Here is a 15,985-nt window from a genome sequence, read left to right as displayed (position 1 = left end):
GGGGTAAACGCAAATGCCTTGATTGACCTGAATCAAGGCATGACGCACCCCGGTGCCCTTCAATCCAAAACGATACGGACGCCCGGGGACCGCCTTGTTTACCGGAATGCGCCCAATCAACGCAGCATAACCGGAGGACGGGCAGAGATTGCGGATTGATATCGAGGAGGTTGAAACCCGTCCCTATCCCATTGTCACGGTGGTCAACCAGTGCGCGCTGGTGCCGAGTGTTGTGGCCCGGTCCATAGAGCGCGCATTCGAGGATCTGCGGGCGTTGATGGATGAACGCCGGATCGAGGCGGCGGGCCCGCCCCTGACCATCTTCAAGAACTGGAGCGTGGCGGAAATCACCTTTGCGGCAGCGTTCCCGGTCACAGCTGCCGACCATGCCAAGAGCGGCGGCGAGATGCAGGCCGACTATGCGCCGGGCGGTCCGGCGCTCAGGGCGGTGGTTGTCGGCCCCTATGATCAGATGCCTGACGCCTATGCCGGGCTGCAGAAGGAAACCGCCGAGCGCGGCTTCGAAAGCGGCGGCGTGGCCTGGGAGGTTTATGTCAGCGGGCATGACCGGCAGGAGGACAGCGATGCCGTCACCGAAATCTATGTCGCCCGCGCGGCGGAATGACCGCCTTCACTCCCCTCTCCCACAGGTCCAGTTCCCCAGCCAACATTGATCGGCCACCAGGCAGGCGCTAATCTTGTCGTGCAGGGGGAGGAGACGCAGCTTGACCCACCGCACCATCATCTGGCCGACGGTTCTGATCGCGGCGCTGTTGAGCGTTATTGTGGGTATCGCGCCTGCGCGCGCCGAGGCGCGCCTGGCGCTGATCATCGGCAATGGCAATTACAGCTCGATGACGGCCCTGCGCAACACGCGCAACGACGCCCGGCTGATGCGCGAGACGCTTGAAAAACTGGGTTTCGAGGTGGTGGAGGCCATCGATGCCGACCGTCGCGGCATGAGCCGGGCGGTGCAGGAGTTCGGTTCGCGGCTGCGCGGCGCCGGCGAGGCCGCGATGGGGCTGTTCTATTATGCCGGGCACGGCGTCCAGTCGCGCGGCGAAAACTACCTCATTCCCCTCGAAGCGCAGATCGAAGTGGAATCCGATCTCGAGTTCGAGGCGATAACCCTCGCCAGCATTCTGCGGCAAATGCAGGATGCGGGGAATGCCACCAATATCCTGATCCTCGATGCCTGCCGGAACAATCCGCTCGCTGGCACCACGCGTTCTGCAAGCCGCGGGCTGGCGCCGGCCCGCGCCGAAGGCGGGGCGATTATCGCCTTTGCCGCGGCGCCCGGACAGACCGCCGCCGACGGCACCGGGGTCAATTCGCCCTATGCCATCGCGCTCGCCGAGGCGATGCAGGAGCCCGGGCTTGTGATCGAACAGGTCTTCCGCCGGGTGCTGGTCGATGTCGAGGAAGCCACTGGCGGCCAGCAGATCCCCTGGGTGCAGTCGTCCCTGCGCAGCGATGTCTATCTGCTGCCGGAGGCGCCGGAACCGATTATCAACCTCGCCGACCCGCCGGCTCTGCCCGGTCAACGGGTGCCCGAACCCCGGTTCGAGCCTTTCGACAAGACGCTTGAAGGCACCGCCCTGCAAGTGAGTAGTGCTACCGCGCTGCCCGAGGGTGGGTTCATTCTCAGCGGGACCGAAGGGCCCGAGAAAGGAAACCGAAAGGCCTGGATCGGGCAGCTCGACCCGAAGGGTAACTTGCAATGGAGCCGGACATTCGCGGCCGATGAAGGCCACAGCGACGGCATTTCCGCCATTAAGCGAGAGGAAGGCGGGTTCTATCTCCTGGGATCTGAAGAGCCCAGTAATGATGGTGAGACCTTCATTCGGTCGTTCTGGATATGGGTTGTCGATGGGGACGGCAATCCTATTATCCAGTGGGAAATGGCCGCGACCGGCGATCGGGAAGCCAAGGCTGTCATTCAACCCGCAGCGGGTGGCGGTTTCTTCTTTACTGCGCTCGCCGCCAGCGACCTTTTGGACAAATCAAGCGCCTATATGTCGGTCTTCCGCTTCGATGGTGCCGGCAGGTCGATCTGGGCTCAGGGCGTCGACGGCGGCCCAACAGTGCGACTGGCCGACATGGCGGTTAGCGCCGACCGCGTTTTTGTGACCTACTCCAAGTCCGACGAGGAGGTCGGCAATTGGACAACATGGCTCGCAAGCTATGACCATGACGGCCAGTTCTTGGGCAATCGCCAGATCTCACCGGAAGGATCGAGCCATGGTGCCGAAAGCATGGCTGTGGCCGCCAATGGCGATCTCGTGATCGCCGGGGCGCAATCGGACGATCCCGGCAATGTCGATTTCTGGGTCGCTCGCGTCAGCCCGCAGGGTGAACTCATCGCCAGTGTCACCCATGATCTGCTCGACCTCGAATGGGCGACCAAAGTCGCTGCGCTGCCAGATGGGGGAGCCATGGTCGGCGGACGGATCATGGCACGCGACGGCTCCACCGGCGATCAGGATGTCTGGCTGGCCCAGTTCGATCGTTCCGGCGCGTTGGTGGCCGAGTTGCCCATGGGTGACCTTGGCAGCGACGACGATCTCGGCGTGCTTGCCTATTCCCCCGAATACGGGATGACCATGCTCGGAATACGGGAGGCCGGCACCGACCATCCTGAAAACATGCTTGCCGCCGGTCTACCGCTCGAGATGTTTGCGACACTGCGCGAAGGCTCATCGACCAATGCCTATGTCAGGACCTGCAAGGACGAGACGGCAGAGCAGAGCGAGCGCGATGACGCCTGCTATCGAGCCAAGGCCTATTTCCCCGAACTGTTCGAAGACGATGTTGCGGCGACCGATTGATTGACCGGTGCGATCAGGCGAAGGGCAGACCGACATAGTTCTCGGCCAGTGATTGCTGGGCGGCGGTCGAGCCGATCAGATATTCGAAATCCGCGCGCTGGATGCGTCGGCCAAAGGGACCGGTTTCGGGGAAGGTATGCAGGAACGAGGTCATCCACCAGGAGAAGCGTTCTGCCTTCCAGATCCGCTCGAGCGCCTTTTCGGAATAGACCCCGAGGCTTGCCTCGGATTTGTCGGCATAGTGCTCGATCATCGCCTCTGACAGGAGCTTGACGTCGCCGATGGCGAGGTTCAGTCCCTTGGCACCGGTGGGCGGCACGATATGGGCCGCGTCACCGGCCAGGAACAGCCGGCCGAAGCGCAAGGGCTCGGCGACGAAACTGCGCAAGGGCGCAATGGACTTTTCGAGCGAAGGGCCGGTCTTGAGGTTCCCGGCGATTTCGGGATCGAGCCTGGCGCGCAGCTCGTCCCAGAAGCGTTCATCGGACCAGTCTTCGACCTTTTCACCGTTTTCGACCTGCACATAATAGCGGGCCCGGCTGGGCGAGCGCAGGGAGCACAGGGCAAAGCCGCGCTCGTGATGGGCGTAGTGGATCTCTTCGGTCACGGGCGGCTGATCGACCAGTAGCCCCAGCCACCCGAAGGGGTAGACTCGCTCGAACTCGGTGATAGCGGATTTGGAAACGGATTTGCGCGACACGCCGTGATAGCCGTCGCAGCCGGCGATGTAGTCGCACTCGACGGTGTGGGTGACGCCATCCTTCTCATAGGTGATGGAAGGGCTGGCGCCGTCGATATCGTGGATGGCCACATTAGCGGCGCTGTAGACAGACTGACCCCCAAAACCCTCCCGGGCCTCCATCAGGTCGCGGGTCACCTCGGTCTGGCCATAGACCACGACATGCTTGCCGATGAGCTTTTTGAAGTCGACGCGGTAGGTATCCCCGTCAAAGGCCAGTTCGATGCCGTGATGGACCAGGCCTTCGGCATGCATGCGCTTGCCGAGCCCGGATGCGTCGAGCAGTTCGGCTGCTTCCTGTTCGATGACGCCGGCGCGAATACGCCCGAGCACGTAGTCCGCGCTCTGACGTTCGATGATGATGGTGTCGATGCCGGCCCGGTGGAGCAAATGACCGAGCAGGAGGCCTGCCGGGCCGGCACCGATGATGGCGATCTGTGTCCGCATGACGGTGACTTCGCCTTTCCCAACGTCTCCAGTGACGAAGCGATCATGGCGACCACAGCGTCATCCGCCAATGGACATGGCTGGCAATAGATTGGACAATCCGAACATGGAGAGCACCGCCACCACGATTCCGATCTTTGCGCTTTACGGGGAGAACGAGCTCGATGCTGCGCCGGGCTGGCTGCATTGGGAGACTCTGCTGTCGCGCTCACGGCTCTACGATTACCGGATCGCTCCGCACCGGCATGACCAGCTATTTCAAGTGTTGATGCTCTCCGGGGGAGAGGCAGAAGTCACCCTTGATGGACAATCAAGGCTTGTCTATCCGCCGGCCGTGATCGTCGTCCCCGCCCCGATCGTGCACGGCTTTTCGTTCTCGCCGGATGTCGAGGGTGTCGTCGTTACCCTGTTCGAACGCGATGTGCGTGATGCCCTGGCGGATGAACCCGAGATCAGCGCGGCATTGCGCGGCGCCTTCGTGTTGACCGAGCGCGGACGGGCGCTGACGGCGGTGAGCACGGAAATCGAGGCGTTGATCGCGGAAAGCCGGTGGCAAAGCCCCGGCCATGCCGCAGCGATGCGGGCGCGCATCCTGTTGCTGATGGTCACGCTGCACCGTGCGGTACAGGCTGAGAAGCTGGCGCCGACACTGCCCCGCGATCCGGCTATGCGCCATACGCTCGGTTTCCTGCAAAAAATCGACCAGGATTATCGCGAGCATCTGCCGGTCGGCGATTATGCCAGCGCGCTCGGAATCACTGCGGCGCATCTAAACCGGGTGTGCCGGCAGGTGCTGGGCATGTCGGCGCGCGAGGCCATCGAGCGGCGGGTGATGCTGGAGGCCAAGCGCTACCTGATGTTTTCACCGCTCACCGTCAAACAGATCGCAATCGTCCTCGGCTATGACGATCCGGCTTATTTCTCGCGGGTCTTCGCCCGCGCAACCGGTGAGGCACCGGGCCGGTTCAGGGACAGTGCGCGAGGCTGAGACCACCCGCCGTCAGTCGGACTTCAGATGTTCGATCAGGCTCGACTTGGCGCCCAGGATATGGGCCCGGGTCAGTTCGGCGGCCTTTTGCGCGTCGCCTGCCTCGCAGGCTTCGAGAATCGCGAAATGCTCGGTATTGGCCCGCGGCATGCCGTTGGACAGGACGAGTTGGGCGCGCAGATAGCGGTCGATCCGGTCGAGCGTATTCGAGACAATGGAGAGATGAAACTCGAGACTTGAATCGCGATACAGCGTGAAGTGGAAGTCGCGGTTAAGCGTCCCCCAATCCATCGGGTCGTCGGATTCAGAGAAGCTCTCGCAGTATTTCCGGGCCTTTTTGAGGGTTTCCGGACGCATTTTGGGCACGGCCTGCGCGATCACCTCGCCCTCGACCAGCGCGCGGAAATCGAAGATTTCCCCGACATCATCGGGCTCCATGGCCGCGACCACGGCCCCCTTGTAACGCTGCTGGGTGACGAGGCCTTGCTGCTCCAGCCGGGTGATCGCCTCGCGCACCGGTATGCGGCTGGTGTTAAAAATCTGGGCGATCTCGTCCTGGCGCAGCGGTTCGCCGTCCTTGAGTTCACCTTCGATGATCGCCTTGCGCAGCGCCTCGAAAACGATCGAGGACGCGGACGCGGTCTTGGAGATGTCAACGGCCCGTAGTTTCACGCATGCCTCCGGCGCTGAATGCCTAGTCAATCCCCCGCCAACCCACAAGGGCAGGCGGTGAGATTAGCCGATTTCACCGCAAGCATATTTTATATTGCATATTGGATACAATACTGATTATGGTCCTTGTGCTCCAACGGACGGTCGATCGCCGCCAGCGGAGTTTCCGGGGCGGTTCGACAGGGCTTCATCCGCTACACCCCTTCGCGAGGCGTGCCTGCCGGGCCGCTACGGCCAACCGGTGGTGATCGCGAAGTGCCGGCCTAATGCGGCCGAGCCAGGAGTCATCCCGGAACGGACGATCTGACGCGGTTCCAGAAGGCGCGCCGGTGTACGGCCGCCGGACCGGTCTACAGGGAGGACTATCCATGATCAGAAAACTTGCGCTCGCCGGGCTGGCTTTTGCCGTGATGGCAGCACCGCTCACCACCCCCGCCTTCGCCGACAAACTCGACGACATCATCGCCTCGGGCAAACTGCGTTGTGCGGTTGTGCTCGACTTCCCGCCCATGGGCTCGCGGGACGAGAACAACGAGCCGATCGGCTACGATGTCGATGTTTGTAACGACCTTGCCGGTGTGCTGGGTGTTGAGGCGGAAATCGTCGAGACCCCCTTCCCCGACCGTATCCCGGCGCTGGTTTCGGGCCGTGTGGATGTGGGTGTCGCCTCGACATCGGACACGCTCGAGCGGGCCAAGACCGTGGGCTTCTCGATCCCCTATTTCGCCTTCACCAATGTGGTGCTGACCCGCGAAGGCACCGGCATCGACAGCTATGAGAGCCTCAAGGGCCACAAGGTCGGCTCGGTTGCCGGCGTGTTCGAAGGCATCGCGCTCGAGGCCAGCGTGAACGAATGGAACGACCCCGACGGGTCCTTCCGCTCCTACCAGAGCCAGGCCGATGTGTTCCTCGCCCTTGCCCAGGGCCAGATCGACGCGACCGTCGTGACTTCGACCGTGGCTTCGGCAACCGTCAAATCGGGGGCCTATGACGGGCTCAAGGTTGGTGGCGATGCCCCCTATCTCGTCGACTATGTGGGGCTGATCACGCTGCGCAACGAATACGGCCTGCTCAACTACCTCAATCTGTTCGTCAACCAGCAGATCCGCACCGGGCGCTATGAAGAGCTCTACCGCAAGTGGATCGGCGAAGGCGAATTGCCGAACCTCACCGTACCCGGCGTCTACTACTAAGCCGGTACCGCTGAACTGACGGGCGGGGCGCCAGCGCCCCGTCCGGCCTCAACACAGGGACAGAGGCGGCAATGTTCAATTACACTTTTCATTGGCGGCCGGCGCTCAACGCGCTGCCGCAAATGCTCGAAGGCGCGGTCGTTACCCTGCAGATCGCCGTCCTCTCGATGATCATCGGCATCGCCATCGGGGTGGTGCTGGCGGTGATGCAGGGTTCGCGTTTCAGGGTGTTTCGCGGCATCGCCTCGGCCTGGGTCGAAGTCGCACGCAACACGCCGGCGCTTTTTCAGATTTACATGGCCTATTTCGGGCTCGGCCAGCTCGGCATCCATCTCGACAGTTTTGTGGCGCTGCTCGCCGGCATCACCTTCAACAATGCGGGTTACCTTGCCGAGACCTTCCGCGGCGGGTTGCGCGCGGTGCCCCGGACCCAGGTGCGCGCGGCACGTTCGCTCGGCTTTGGGGCATTCGATGCATTCCGGCTGATCGTGATGCCGCAAATGTTCCGGGCCGTGTTCCACCCGATGACCAACCAGATGGTCTGGGCGATCCTGATGACCTCGCTCGGGGTGATTGTGGGGCTCAATACCGATCTGACGGGTGTCACGCAGGAACTCAATGTCCGCACCTTCAGGACCTTTGAATATTTCGCCATCGCGGCTGTGCTCTATTACATCATCGCGAAGATCGTCACTCTCGGCGCGCGAGGCATCGCCTGGCGCCTGTTCAAGTATTGAGGGGGGTGAGCGATGTTTGAAACAGCCTTGTCATTCAACGACATCATCTTTCTGCTCAAGGGCGCCGGGGTGACGCTGCTGGTTACGTTCTGGGCGATGGCCGGCGGCACGCTGATGGGTGTCGTGTTCGGCACGATCCGTGCCACGGCTCCACGCTGGGTCGGTTGGCCGTTGGCGTTCGTGCTCGACATCTTCCGCTCGGTGCCGCTGCTGATCCAGCTCATTCTCGCCAATGCCTTCCAGGCGATCGCGGGCCTGCAAATGTCGGCCTTCGTGGTGAGCTGTGTGGTGCTGGCGCTCTACACGTCCTCCTATTGCTCGGAGATCGTGCGCGGTGGCATCGACGCGGTGCCGGTGACAACCCGCCGGGCGGCCCGCTCGCTCGGCATGACCTGGGGCCAGGATATGCGCGAAATCGTGTTTCCGCTGGCGCTCAGGGTCATGCTGCCGAGCTGGATCGGGCTCACCCTCGGTGTGATGAAAGACACCGCCCTCATCACCTGGCTGGGGATCATCGAATTGCTGCGCTCTTCGCAGATCATCGTGACCCGCATCCAGGAACCCCTCTTCGTGCTGAGCATCGCCGGCCTCATCTACTTTTTGATGAGTTTCCCGATTTCGCGGCTCGGCCGGCATCTCGAAAAGAAGTGGCAGGACCTATGATCGAGATCGAACACGTTCACAAATCCTTTGGCTCGCTCAAGGTGCTCGACGATGTCAGCCTGACGGTGAACACCGGCGAAGTGCTGTCGATCATCGGCGGCTCGGGTTCGGGCAAGTCGACCTTGCTGATGTGCATTAACGGGCTCGAACCGATCCAGGGCGGGCGCATCCTCATCGATGGCACAGAAGTGCATGCCAAGGGCACCGACCTCAATGCCTTGCGGCGCAATATCGGCATCGTCTTCCAGCAATGGAACGCGTTTCCGCACCTCACCGTGCTTGAAAATGTCACCCTAGCGTTGCGCAAGGTGCTCAAGAAATCCAGGTCCGAGGCCGAGGACATCGCGGTCAAGCAGCTCAAACATGTGGGGCTCGGCGACAAGTTGACCACCTATCCGGGCAAGCTATCGGGCGGGCAGCAGCAACGCATGGCCATCGCCCGGGCGCTCGCCATGTCCCCGCGCTACATGCTGTTCGACGAGGTCACCTCGGCGCTCGACCCGCAGCTCGTCGGCGAAGTTCTCGACACCATGCGGTTGCTTGCTGAGGAAGGCATGACCATGATCGTGGTCACCCATGAGATGCAGTTCGCCCGCGAGGTTTCGGACCGCGTGGCGTTCTTCAACCAGGGCAAGATGGAAGAGATCGGGCCACCCGAACAGATTTTCGACGCGCCCCATTCCGACAACACAAAGAAATTTTTGGCCAATGTCCGCTGAGCGGCAGAAAGGAAGTTTTACGATGTGGCAAGGTGTATTCCCCGCCGTCACGACCAAGTTCAAAGAAGATGGCAGCCTTGATCACGCCGAGATGGAACGGTGCTTCGCCTACCAGATGGAGGCGGGCTGCCACGGGCTGATCGCCTGCGGCACGCTGGGGGAAGGCAATATGCTTTCGCCCGAGGAACGGCTCGACGTGCTGAAGCTCGTCAAGGGCGCGACCGGCAACAAGCCGGCGTTGCTGACGATCTCCGAAGCCGGAACGCGAGAAGCCTGCGAACTGGCGAAAAAGGCCGCCGGTGCAGGCGCGGACGGGCTGATGGTCGTCCCCTCCCCGATCTATTTCACCGATGAGCGCGAAACCATCGCCAATATCCGTGCGATCACCGAGGCCGCCGATCTGCCGGTGATGATCTATTCGAACCGGATCGGATACCGGGTCGATGTGACCCCGGCGATGATGAACGAGATGGCCGACGAGAAGCGGATCGTGGCGATCAAGGAAAGCTCGGACGACATTCGACGCACGACCGAGATGGTCAATGAATGCGGCGACCGGTTCGACATCTTCACCGGGGTCGACAATCTCGGCCTCGAAGCGCTGATGATGGGCGCCGTCGGCTGGGTCGCGGGGCTGGTCGTCGCCTTCCCACGCGAGACGGTAGCGATCTATGAAGCGGTGCAGGACGGCCGGTTCGAAGACGCCCTCGACATCTATCGGTGGTTCCGCCCGGTGCTCGATCTCGATGTTTCGACCTATCTCGTTCAGCAGATCAAACTGGCCGAGGCAATCGAACTCAAATCCAACGACCGGGTCCGCGGGCCGCGGCTGCCGCTGGCGGGCGAACACCGCGCGCGGGTCGAAAAAGTCGTGCGTGATGCGATTGCCAACCGTCCCGACCTCAAGGCGCTCAAGGGTGCTGCCTGATGGATTTCAGGAACTGGATCGCCGGTGAGTGGCGCGGGGCCGATGAGGCGATTGCCGATATCAACCCCTCGAACACCGGCGACATTGTCGGCGAGGCGGCGCTCGGAACGGCAGAGGATGTGAACGACGCGGTGGCGGCAGCGAAAGCTGCCGCGCCGGGTTGGGCCAATTCGACCCCGCAACAGCGTTTTGACGTTCTCGATTTCATCGGCACCGAGATTCTCGCCCGCAAGGCCGAGCTGGGGCGGCTGTTGTCGCGTGAGGAAGGCAAAACGCTGGCCGAGGGGATCGGCGAAGCAGCGCGGGCCGGTCAGATCTTCAAGTTCTTTGCCGGCGAGGCCCTGCGCCAGACCGGCGACCGGCTGGCCTCGGTGCGCCCGGGTGTCGAAATCGAGGTGACCCGCAGCCCTGTCGGGATCGTCGGTCTGATCACGCCATGGAACTTCCCCATCGCGATCCCGGCCTGGAAAACCGCGCCGGCGCTCGCCTGCGGCAATGCGGTGATCCTCAAGCCGAGCGAGATCGTGCCGGCGTCTGCCCATGCTCTTGCCGAAATCATTGCCCGCTCCGGCCTGCCCGAAGGCGTTTTCAACATGGTGATCGGCACCGGGCCCGATGTGGGTGCGGCGCTGGTGGCGCATGACGACGTCAAGGCAATCTCGTTCACCGGGTCGGTGGCGACGGGGCGCCTGATCGCTGCGGAATGCGGGAGATCGCTCAAGAAACTGCAGCTCGAGATGGGTGGGAAGAACCCCTTTGTCGTGCTCGACGATGCCGATCTCGATGTGGCCGTGGGCGCAGCCCTCAATGGGGCATTCTTTTCGACCGGGCAGCGCTGTACCGCGAGTTCGCGGCTGATCGTGACCGAGGGCATTCATGACCGTTTCGTTGCCGCGCTCGCCGAGAAGGCATCCGCGCTTGTTGTCGGCGATGCGCTCGATGAAGCGACCCAGATGGGACCGGTGATCAACGAGGCGCAGCTCAACAAGGACCTCGACTATATCGACATCGCTGCCCGCGAAGGCGGGGCGGTGAGTGGCGGGCAGCGGCTCAACCGGCAGACGCCGGGCCATTATCTCAGCCCGGCGCTGGTGACCGAAACCACCAACCATATGCGGATCAACCGCGAAGAGGTTTTCGGGCCCGTTGCCTCGGTTATCCGGGTGCGCGACTACGAGGAAGCGCTCAGTGTTGCCAACGATACCGAGTTCGGCCTGTCGGCGGGGATCGCCACGACTTCGCTCAAGCATGCGAGCCATTTTCGCGCCCACGCACAGGCCGGCATGGTGATGGTCAATCTGCCAACTGCGGGGGTCGACTATCACGTGCCGTTCGGCGGCACCAAGGCCTCGAGTTTCGGCTCGCGCGAACAGGGGCGTTACGCCGCCGAGTTCTATACCGTGGTCAAGACCGCCTACACCCAGCCTTAGGACGCTTATGACGCGCGATGCGAAAAGCCCTCATGATGTTGTCATCGTCGGGGCCGGCATTATCGGGATCACGGCGGGGCTCGCGCTACTCAAACGCGGGCGCGGGGTGACAATCATCGACCGCAAAGGCGTCGCCGCGGAAGCCTCCTCAGGCAATGCGGCGGCCTTCGCCTTCGCCGATATCGAACCCCTCGCCTCGCCAGGCATCATCCTGCAGGCGCCGAAATGGCTGTTCGACCCGCTCGGCCCCCTGTCGGTACCGCCCTCTTATTCACTCAAAATCGCGCCGTGGCTGTGGCGCTTCTTTCTTTCGGCCAGCCGCTCGAAGTTCGAAGCCGGGACCCGCGCACAAGCCAACCTGATGGCGCTCAGCCGGGAAACACTGGCCGACTTGATGGCAAACACCGGAACCAAGCGCATGTTGCGCTGGTCGGGCCAACTCGAAGCCTATGAAAGCAAGGCACTTTTCGAGCGCGGCAAGAAGGCCTGGCTCGAAAAGGAAAAATACGGGTATCGCGGCCAGCATCTCGACAACCCGGCGGAGGTCGCCAAATACCAGCCCGGGCTCGGCGAAAACGTCGTCGCGGCGACCTTCACCCGGGACTGGGCGACGATTTCCGATCCGCTTGATTACGCGCTGGCGCTCGGCGAGGCGTTTGTGAAAAAGGGCGGCGTACTGGAAACCGGTGCGGTCGAAGGGATCGATGCCGACGATCATCGCGTGACGCTCACCTTGTCCGACGGGCGAGCGCTCACGGCCGAGCACGCCGTTATTGCCTGCGGCGCGTGGTCGAAGCCGCTGGCGACGGCGCTTGGCGACACGATCCCGCTCGAGACCGAGCGCGGATACAACACCACCCTGCCCAAAACCGCTTTTGACCTCAGGACGATGCTGATCCCGGTCGGGCACGGGTTTGTCATCAGCCCGCTTGATGATGGCGTGCGGATCGGCGGCGCGGTGGAACTGGGCGGGCTCAAGCGCAAGCCGGATTTCCGCCGGGCCAACGCCATGCTGAAGCAGGCGCAGCGTTATATGCCGGGGCTGGTGACCGAGGGCGGCCGGCAATGGATGGGCTTTCGCCCTTCCCTGCCCGACACGCTACCCGTGATTTCTCGATCAAATGCGTCGCGCCGCGTGGTCTATGGGTTCGGGCACGGTCATCTCGGCCTCACCCAGTCGAGTGGCACGGCGGAGCTCATCGCCGGGCTCATCACCGGGGGCGCGCTCGAAATCGATATCAACCCTTTCCGCGCAGACCGGTTCTAGGAGTTTTGCGGATCATGGCTGTCAGTACCTTCACCTGTATCGATGGACACACTTGCGGCAATCCGGTTCGGGTCGTTGCCGGCGGCGGACCGTTGCTCGACGGCGCGACTATGCTGGAGCTGCGCGCCCATTTTCTGGCCGACTATGACTGGATCCGCACCGGACTGATGTTCGAGCCGCGCGGACACGACATGATGAGCGGCGCCATCTTCTATCCGCCGACGCGGGAAGATTGCGATATCGCAATCCTGTTCATCGAGACATCGGGCTGCCTGCCCATGTGCGGACATGGAACCATCGGCGCGATCACCATCGGCATCGAGAACGGGCTCATCCGCCCCAGGGTGCCCGGCACGGTGCGGCTCGACACGCCGGCAGGGCTGGTTGTGGTCGAATATGAGCAACGCGACCGGTTCGTCGAAAAAGTCAAACTGACCAATGTGCCCTCATTCGTTGCGGCGCGCGGGCTCACCGCCGAAATCCCGGAACTGGGAGAGGTCACGGTCGATGTCGCCTATGGCGGGAATTTCTATGCCATTGTCGAGCCGCAGGCCGGCTATCGCGACATGGCCGACTTCACCGCGGGCGAGCTGATCGGGATGGCGCGCAAGCTGCGGACGGCGCTCAACGAAAAGTATACGGTGGCCCACCCCGAGCACCCGGAGATCAAGGGGATCAGCCATATCCAGTGGACCGGCGCACCGACACAAGCCGGCGCCCATGCCCGCAACGCCGTCTATTATGGCGACAAGGCGATCGATCGCTCGCCTTGCGGCACCGGCACCTCGGCCCGTATGGCGCATCTGGCGGCGCGCGGCGATCTCAAACCCGGCGATCCGTTCGTGCACGAAAGCATTATCGGGTCGCTGTTCGAAGGCCGGGTCGAGGCTGAGACCACGGTGGGCGACACCCCCGCCATTATCCCCTCGGTTGCCGGCTGGGCGCGGGTGACCGGCTACAACACCATTCTGATCGATGACCGCGACCCGTTCGCGCATGGCTTTGTCGTAATTTGAGGCGGGAGGAACGCCAGATGAAAATCACAGGCATTACTGTCTATCAGGTCGATCTTCCGCTGAAGGAAGGCCGATATTCCTGGTCGAACGGCAATTTTGTCGAAGTCTTTGATTCAACAGTGGTGATCATCGACACCGACAAGGGCTTGCAGGGCGTGGCCGAATGCTGCCCGCTTGGTTCGGCCTATTTGCCGGCCTATGCGCGGGGCGTTCGCGCAGGGCTCGAGGAGATCGCCCCTCACCTCATCGGCATGGATCCCACCGATCTGGGTGCCATCAATCGGGCCATGGATGCCGCCTTGCGCGGGCACCCCTATGTGAAGGCACCGATCGATATTGCGTGCTGGGACCTGTTGGGCAAGGCGGCGGGGATGCCGGTCCATAAGCTCTTGGGCGGACTGGCGCAGCCGGACGTGAAGCTCTATCGCGCGATCTCCCAGGAAGACCCGGAGGCGATGGCGAAAAAGATCGCCGGCTACAAGGCCGAGGGCTACACCAAGTTCCAGCTCAAGGTGGGCGGGGATGCGGATGACGATATCGCCCGTATCCGCGCCTGCCGTGACATTCTCGAGCCAAGCGACATTCTGGTTGCCGATGCCAATACCGGCTGGACGCGGCATGAGGCGGCGCGGGTGGTCGATGCGGTCGGTAATCTCGACGTCTATATCGAGCAGCCCTGCATGACTTATGAAGAATGCCTTTCGATCCGGCGGCGCACCGCGCGGCCCTTCGTGATGGACGAGAATATCGACGGGCTCGACATGCTGGTGCGCGGGCTCGCCGAAGACGCGATGGACGTGATCAACCTCAAGATCTCCAAGGTCGGCGGGCTGACCAAGGCCCGGACAATGCGTGATGTCTGCGTCAATGCCGGCATTCCGATGACCATTGAAGACACCTGGGGCGGGGATATCGTGACCGCCACTATCGCGCATCTGGCGCAATCGACCCCAAGCGAGTTCGTGTTCTCGGCGACCGACTTCAATTCCTATGTCACCCGGGACATTGCGAGCGGCGCGCCGAAACGGGAAAACGGGGCCATGAAGGCCCCCACCGGCCCCGGTCTTGGCGTCACGCCGGATATGGCTGCGCTGGGCGACCCTGTTCTCACTTTTGCCTGAGGCCGATCATGCGTTCGAGCGTCAATATCGAGATCGTGCAATGCCATGCCGAAGGTGAAGTGGGCGATGTGATCATTGGTGGCGTCGCGCCGCCTCCCGGAGACACGGTGTGGGCGCAACGCAGCTTCATCGCCGAGGACGAGACCCTTCGAAACCTTGTCCTCAACGAACCGCGCGGCGGGGTATTCCGGCATGTGAACCTGTTGGTGCCGCCGAAAGACCCGCGCGCGCAGATGGGGTTCATCATCATGGAACCGGCGGACACGCCGCCCATGTCGGGCTCGAATTCCATATGTGTTTCAACGGTGTTGCTCGATACCGGCATCGTCCCGATGTCCGAACCGCAGACCCGGATGACACTTGAAGCGCCGGGCGGGCTGATCGAGGTTCTGGCCGACTGCCGGCACGGCAAGGCCGAGCGGATCACGGTCACCAATGTGCCGAGCTTTGCCGACCGGCTCGACGCCAATCTCGAGGTGGAAGGCCTCGGCACACTGGCCGTCGATACGGCGTATGGCGGGGACAGTTTTGTCCTCACGGACGCCCGGACACTGGGCTTTGCGCTTTCGCCTGATGAGGCGCGCGAGCTGGCCGAGACGGGCGTGAAAATCACCCGCGCGGCGAATGAACAGCTTGGCTTCACCCATCCCGAAAATCCGGAATGGGACCATATCTCCTTTTGCCAGTTCACCCTGCCCATCGAAGAAATCGACGGGGTCAAGACCGGTCGCAACACCGTTGCCATCCGGCCTGGCAAGCTCGACCGCTCGCCGACAGGCACCGGCTGCTCGGCGCGCATGGCGGTGCTGCACGCAAAGGGCGAACTGGCCGAGGGCGAGGCCTTTGCGGGGCTGTCGATCATCGGATCTCGGTTCGACTGCCGGATCGCGGGGCTGACTGCCCTCGGCGGCAAGCCCGCCATCGTACCGCAAATCTCGGGACGGGCGTGGATTACCGGGCGTTCAACCTTGCTTCTCGATCCGGATGACCCCTGGCCCGGCGGCTATCGGATCGCCGATACGTGGCCGAACCTCGCTTGACCGCGACGGGCCCGGAATAGCCTCTTTTTACTCGGGAATTCCAAGAATTCATCTAAGAGAAGCGCAAGAAAAACGTCCAGGGGGTTACCTCTGGCAATCCCGCGCTTAACTTCTGGCGCGGGGTCCCCGCCTACCCGCCGGCGCCAAACGACTTTGCCACATTCGCGCCTTAAACGCTCAATCCCCGGGAAACGCTT

General features: G+C 62.7%; 15 protein-coding genes. 13 read left to right on the top strand and 2 right to left on the bottom strand.

What is annotated here, in order from left to right:
* Positions 1–148: 148 nt before the first annotated feature.
* On the top strand, positions 149–625 hold the full coding sequence (locus tag G489_RS0111820) for a GyrI-like domain-containing protein (RefSeq protein ID WP_029041706.1): 477 nt from the start codon (positions 149–151) through the stop codon (positions 623–625).
* Between the two features lie 100 nt (positions 626–725).
* Positions 726–2,828 carry a caspase family protein gene (locus G489_RS21910; RefSeq protein WP_051332575.1) on the top strand — a complete coding sequence of 701 codons (2,103 nt, stop codon included), beginning with the start codon at positions 726–728 and terminating at the stop codon, positions 2,826–2,828.
* Positions 2,829–2,841: 13 nt separating this feature from the next.
* Here G489_RS21910 and pobA read toward each other — a convergent pair whose 3' ends face one another.
* Positions 2,842–4,014, bottom strand: a complete 1,173-nt coding sequence (pobA, locus tag G489_RS0111810) for a 4-hydroxybenzoate 3-monooxygenase (RefSeq protein ID WP_029041705.1) — start codon at positions 4,012–4,014, stop codon at positions 2,842–2,844.
* Between the two features lie 106 nt (positions 4,015–4,120).
* Here pobA and G489_RS0111805 point away from each other — a divergent pair, with 106 nt between their 5' ends.
* A complete protein-coding gene (locus G489_RS0111805; protein WP_029041704.1) occupies positions 4,121–5,002 on the top strand; it encodes a helix-turn-helix domain-containing protein in 882 nt (293 codons plus the stop codon).
* Between the two features lie 12 nt (positions 5,003–5,014).
* Here G489_RS0111805 and G489_RS0111800 read toward each other — a convergent pair whose 3' ends face one another.
* Complete coding sequence (locus G489_RS0111800) at positions 5,015–5,674, bottom strand: GntR family transcriptional regulator (RefSeq protein WP_029041703.1); 660 nt, start codon at positions 5,672–5,674, stop codon at positions 5,015–5,017.
* A 368-nt stretch (positions 5,675–6,042) separates the two neighbouring features.
* On the opposite strand from G489_RS0111800, the gene G489_RS0111795 reads away from it, so the two are divergent.
* The 10 genes from G489_RS0111795 (at position 6,043) to G489_RS0111750 (ending at position 15,788) form a co-directional block, all read left to right on the top strand.
* Entirely contained in the window at positions 6,043–6,867 is an 825-nt protein-coding gene (locus tag G489_RS0111795) for an ABC transporter substrate-binding protein (protein WP_035872535.1), read from the top strand.
* A 71-nt stretch (positions 6,868–6,938) separates the two neighbouring features.
* Positions 6,939–7,604, top strand: a complete 666-nt coding sequence (locus tag G489_RS0111790) for an amino acid ABC transporter permease (RefSeq protein WP_029041701.1) — start codon at positions 6,939–6,941, stop codon at positions 7,602–7,604.
* Positions 7,605–7,616: 12 nt separating this feature from the next.
* Complete coding sequence (locus G489_RS0111785) at positions 7,617–8,267, top strand: amino acid ABC transporter permease (RefSeq protein WP_029041700.1); 651 nt, start codon at positions 7,617–7,619, stop codon at positions 8,265–8,267.
* A complete protein-coding gene (locus tag G489_RS0111780) occupies positions 8,264–8,986 on the top strand; it encodes an amino acid ABC transporter ATP-binding protein (RefSeq protein ID WP_029041699.1) in 723 nt (240 codons plus the stop codon). Before G489_RS0111785 ends, G489_RS0111780 begins: the two co-directional genes overlap by 4 nt.
* A 22-nt stretch (positions 8,987–9,008) precedes the next feature.
* Complete coding sequence (locus G489_RS0111775) at positions 9,009–9,914, top strand: dihydrodipicolinate synthase family protein (protein WP_029041698.1); 906 nt, start codon at positions 9,009–9,011, stop codon at positions 9,912–9,914.
* On the top strand, positions 9,914–11,344 hold the full coding sequence (locus G489_RS0111770) for an aldehyde dehydrogenase family protein (protein ID WP_029041697.1): 1,431 nt from the start codon (positions 9,914–9,916) through the stop codon (positions 11,342–11,344). The genes G489_RS0111775 and G489_RS0111770 overlap by 1 nt, the downstream gene beginning before the upstream one ends.
* Before the next feature lie 7 nt (positions 11,345–11,351).
* On the top strand, positions 11,352–12,611 hold the full coding sequence (locus tag G489_RS0111765) for an NAD(P)/FAD-dependent oxidoreductase (protein WP_029041696.1): 1,260 nt from the start codon (positions 11,352–11,354) through the stop codon (positions 12,609–12,611).
* A gap of 14 nt (positions 12,612–12,625) precedes the next feature.
* Positions 12,626–13,627: a 4-hydroxyproline epimerase gene (locus tag G489_RS0111760; RefSeq protein ID WP_029041695.1), complete on the top strand. Its 1,002-nt coding sequence runs from the start codon at positions 12,626–12,628 to the stop codon at positions 13,625–13,627.
* Between the two features lie 17 nt (positions 13,628–13,644).
* Positions 13,645–14,748 (top strand): cis-3-hydroxy-L-proline dehydratase, encoded by a 1,104-nt coding sequence (locus G489_RS0111755; RefSeq protein ID WP_029041694.1) that lies wholly within the window; start codon positions 13,645–13,647, stop codon positions 14,746–14,748.
* An 8-nt stretch (positions 14,749–14,756) separates the two neighbouring features.
* On the top strand, positions 14,757–15,788 hold the full coding sequence (locus G489_RS0111750; protein ID WP_029041693.1) for a trans-3-hydroxy-L-proline dehydratase: 1,032 nt from the start codon (positions 14,757–14,759) through the stop codon (positions 15,786–15,788).
* Positions 15,789–15,985: the final 197 nt, after the last annotated feature.

The sequence above is a fragment of the Cucumibacter marinus DSM 18995 genome (assembly GCF_000429865.1).
GTDB lineage: Bacteria > Pseudomonadota > Alphaproteobacteria > Rhizobiales > Devosiaceae > Cucumibacter > Cucumibacter marinus.
The sequence above is the reverse complement of the archived record's forward strand: the minus strand, read 5'-3'. Positions and strand labels throughout refer to the sequence as shown.

Bases quoted from the DNA above. Each gene is read 5' to 3' on its own strand.
- G489_RS0111765 (WP_029041696.1), top strand. From the start codon at position 11,352: ATGACGCGCGATGCGAAAAGCCCTCATGATGTTGTCATCGTCGGGGCC.
- G489_RS0111785 (WP_029041700.1), top strand. From the start codon at position 7,617: ATGTTTGAAACAGCCTTGTCATTCAACGACATCATCTTTCTGCTCAAG.
- G489_RS0111805 (WP_029041704.1), top strand. From the start codon at position 4,121: ATGGAGAGCACCGCCACCACGATTCCGATCTTTGCGCTTTACGGGGAG.
- G489_RS0111775 (WP_029041698.1), top strand. From the start codon at position 9,009: ATGTGGCAAGGTGTATTCCCCGCCGTCACGACCAAGTTCAAAGAAGAT.
- G489_RS0111780 (WP_029041699.1), top strand. From the start codon at position 8,264: ATGATCGAGATCGAACACGTTCACAAATCCTTTGGCTCGCTCAAGGTG.
- G489_RS0111790 (WP_029041701.1), top strand. From the start codon at position 6,939: ATGTTCAATTACACTTTTCATTGGCGGCCGGCGCTCAACGCGCTGCCG.
- G489_RS0111750 (WP_029041693.1), top strand. From the start codon at position 14,757: ATGCGTTCGAGCGTCAATATCGAGATCGTGCAATGCCATGCCGAAGGT.
- pobA (WP_029041705.1), bottom strand. From the start codon at position 4,014: ATGCGGACACAGATCGCCATCATCGGTGCCGGCCCGGCAGGCCTCCTG.
- G489_RS0111770 (WP_029041697.1), top strand. From the start codon at position 9,914: ATGGATTTCAGGAACTGGATCGCCGGTGAGTGGCGCGGGGCCGATGAG.
- G489_RS0111760 (WP_029041695.1), top strand. From the start codon at position 12,626: ATGGCTGTCAGTACCTTCACCTGTATCGATGGACACACTTGCGGCAAT.
- G489_RS0111795 (WP_035872535.1), top strand. From the start codon at position 6,043: ATGATCAGAAAACTTGCGCTCGCCGGGCTGGCTTTTGCCGTGATGGCA.
- G489_RS0111755 (WP_029041694.1), top strand. From the start codon at position 13,645: ATGAAAATCACAGGCATTACTGTCTATCAGGTCGATCTTCCGCTGAAG.